At 36.8% G+C, this 2,995-nt stretch carries 2 protein-coding genes and 2 pseudogenes; 2 read left to right on the top strand and 2 right to left on the bottom strand.

The genetic code is table 11. The features are described from left to right. Both GBH70_RS16170 and GBH70_RS16165 read left to right on the top strand, forming a co-directional pair. Window positions 1-303: pseudogene (locus GBH70_RS16170) on the top strand (transposase); the annotation flags it as partial. Between the two features lie 19 nt (window positions 304-322). After that, the gene (locus GBH70_RS16165; RefSeq protein ID WP_151697547.1) at window positions 323-796 is read left to right on the top strand and encodes a TOPRIM nucleotidyl transferase/hydrolase domain-containing protein; all 474 of its coding nucleotides are present in this window, start codon (window positions 323-325) and stop codon (window positions 794-796) included. Between the two features lie 606 nt (window positions 797-1,402). Here the strand turns inward: GBH70_RS16165 and GBH70_RS16160 are convergent. Next, window positions 1,403-2,302, bottom strand: coding sequence for a GIY-YIG nuclease family protein (locus tag GBH70_RS16160; RefSeq protein WP_151681986.1), 900 nt, complete (start codon window positions 2,300-2,302; stop codon window positions 1,403-1,405). A 95-nt stretch (window positions 2,303-2,397) separates the two neighbouring features. Continuing rightward, window positions 2,398-2,784, bottom strand: a pseudogene (locus GBH70_RS16155) (ATP-binding protein); the annotation flags it as partial. Window positions 2,785-2,995 lie beyond the last annotated feature (211 nt).

Raw genomic sequence — 2,995 nt, 5'->3', positions numbered from 1 at the left:
CCAGAAGCAATTCTGGCGGACAAAATTTACCGGAATCGTGAAAATCTGGCTTACTGCAAATCTCTCGGCATCTAAAGTGGGCCACGGCTTGGCTGCCCATCCAAGACAGAAGACCATTCCTTGGAACGATTGGCGAATCAGGATACCTCTGAACGTAATGCCGTTGAAGGCAAATTTGGTGAAGGCAAGCGCAAATACGGGCTGGACCTTATTCGAGCACGACTTCAGGAGACAAGTGAAACAGTTGTAGCTCTCCAATTTCTCATCATGAACTTGGAGCGAAAGCTCAGAGTTATTTTTTGAAATCTTTACAAAAAAAGTTTTGATAGTAGAAGGCGATACAGAAGAAGTTGTAATAAGAGAAACAGTTGCAAGGATGCCTGAAGACATGTATAAGGATTTCTCATATAATTGGGAAGTTGTAAAGGCAAGAGGAAAGGCTGCAATTATTCCATTAGTGAAATATTTTAACGCTTTAGGTATTTATCCAAATGTTATACATGATAGAGATGGTGGTATAGAAAAAGCCTTTAATTTTAACAAGTCAATTTTAGATGCGGTAGGAGATCCAAATCGAGTTTTTCCTATTAAAGAGTGTATGGAAGACCTGTTAGGGTATAAATCTTCAAGTTCCGATAAACCATATAAAGCTTACCATTTTATAAATTCCAACTGGGGGAAGAAATGGGAAGATATTAATCCAGAGTGGAGAGGAATAATTGAACAGATTATATACGGTAAAAAGGAAATTAATACTTCATATATTGGAGTAGCGGCAACGAAAGATGAAAATTAATACTTCGCTTTATCTTATGGAAATTATTTTTATGATACATTTTGGGGTTTCATATGCATCGTCTAATGCTCTTAAAATCAAAATTATATAATTATCTAAAAAGCATATCCGACCACATTTTTCGAATTTAGATCCAACACAGAAGATAAGTTTTATGTTTTTGAAATTCTATATATGAAAGTAAATAAAATTAATTGCCGTTTAATTCTTTTAATTTTAGTTACCCATTACAATTTACTAATAGCTAAAAGCAGCTTTTTGTTGAAGAATATCTTTCTATTCTATTTAAATAACAAAGAAACACCACTGCACCTCATTTATATTTTTATAACATAACTACCGTCAACACTCGATACACGTGGAGTGTGTTGTCTTGATGTCAAGGGTGGATAAATAGAAGGGCTGAAAATGTTTATAAAACAAGGATTTCCAGACATTGAACTTTTCTCTCGGCTTCTTTGCCAGAGGTAACAATGTCGGGAAACCCTTATTTTATTGTTTGCGGTAACATATCAACTGCCCTGAAAGTGATAGGGTTGAGTTGACAGATTAGATAACGCCTATTTTTATAGGGGCTGAGGAGACAGGATAGATGTAAACTTAAGTTCAATTGTCTTCACTGTTTTCTATCTCTTTCAAAGATACCCCATCTTTTGTTTTCCATTCTGTCAGTCCATTAGCGTGACCTCCAATGACAAAAGCAGCAGCATATGATGGACTTCGGAATAAGGTATTTTCTTGAAGTATTCCATTTTCATCTATTTTGGCTTTTTGTCTGCGTTCTTTAATTCCAGGTGGAATGCTATCAGAATCTATAGTTTCTATACGACTACCTTGTAAGACGACAAAGCCTTCATTCGTTTGCTTACAGCTTGCCTCAATTATTTGTCCACTCTTACGGCTTTTTCGCTTCATAAAGAGAAGTAATTCTTCTTCAGCAGATTCTACTGTGTTAGCTGGTTTAGGTTTATCTGTCAGTGGTTCGAATAATTTATGCCCAAGAGCACCCATTATTATTTTAGCGTAATCAATGAATTCTTCGAGCTCACTTTCTTTTTCCTCGGTTATATTTCCGGGAGTAGGGTCGTTTCCGTTTTTAACCACATACCGGTTTGCCTCTACTGCAAGTCCACAAAAACGGTTCTCAAGATAACTTATCTCTGTAGGGCCAAATGAATTATTGGATGTAGTAAATACAACAGCCTCTGTCCAATAATCCTTATCTGGATTTCGTTTGTGCTCTATTAGCCGACAGAGAAGACCCTCTCCGTTTTTCCGTACACCGGCTTGCCCAATATATACCATATTGTCGTCTGTTTGATCTGAAGTGCCAAATAAAAAGTAAACGCCACTCTGGGATAAATCTTCGCGTCCCTTGCATTTATCTAGTTCAGTGCGAGGTATCTTGTAAGCAACGCCAGTCCAATTAGCCAAAGTACATTTTATTCTCCCGTTTGGTGTGCCATCCATCAAAAACAGATTTATACTTTTTCCTCGAGTAGCCATAATCCTTTAACTCCCTCCGTAACAGCTTATTTGTTATTTGAATCTGTAAGCGTCAAGTATAATGCTACAGTTTTCGAAAATTTATTTTTTACAGATCAGGCAAAAATAGAGGTCCTATGTTTCATCCGATAATTATCGCCATTCAAATGAATGACCCCGGATCTGTGGATAATTCTATCCAAAATAGCGGTAGTAATGGCTGGGTCGCCCAATAATTCACCCCATTCTTTAGGAGCTTTATTGAATGTCAGTATGATTGATGACTTGTTATATAAATCATTGATTAAGTGAAAAGAGAGATTGGCCTCTTGCTGATCCATTGCCATGAACATTAAATCGCCAATGATGACCAGATTGGCATTTCGTATTCTTTTTAGTCTTGTTTGGGATTTACGGGAGATTTCCTCTGTTTTTAAAATATGTACGAGTTCTCCCATTGAAATAAACATCACTTTGTAACCCTGATAGATCGCTTCTAGTCCCGTATGTGTAAAATTTTACTCGGGGGCTAATGAGTGGAAAAAAATAGGAAGACACTCTAACATATAAATGTACGCTTCCAGGCGAATACATTCAGAAAGAGGTCTTCCCATGGGAAATATTATATCAAAAATTGTTGAATTATTAAAGGATACCAAAAGTCTTAGAGTGAGTCAAGTTTTTGCGGGAGGTGCCTCTCAACCTTCGATATTC

Source organism: Weizmannia acidilactici, assembly GCF_008974225.1.
Taxonomy (GTDB): domain Bacteria; phylum Bacillota; class Bacilli; order Bacillales; family Bacillaceae_C; genus Weizmannia; species Weizmannia acidilactici.
The sequence above is the reverse complement of the archived record's forward strand: the minus strand, read 5'-3'. Positions and strand labels throughout refer to the sequence as shown.

Coding starts and splice junctions, on each gene's coding strand:
- GBH70_RS16160 (WP_151681986.1), bottom strand. CDS start 2,302: ATGGCTACTCGAGGAAAAAGTATAAATCTGTTTTTGATGGATGGCACA.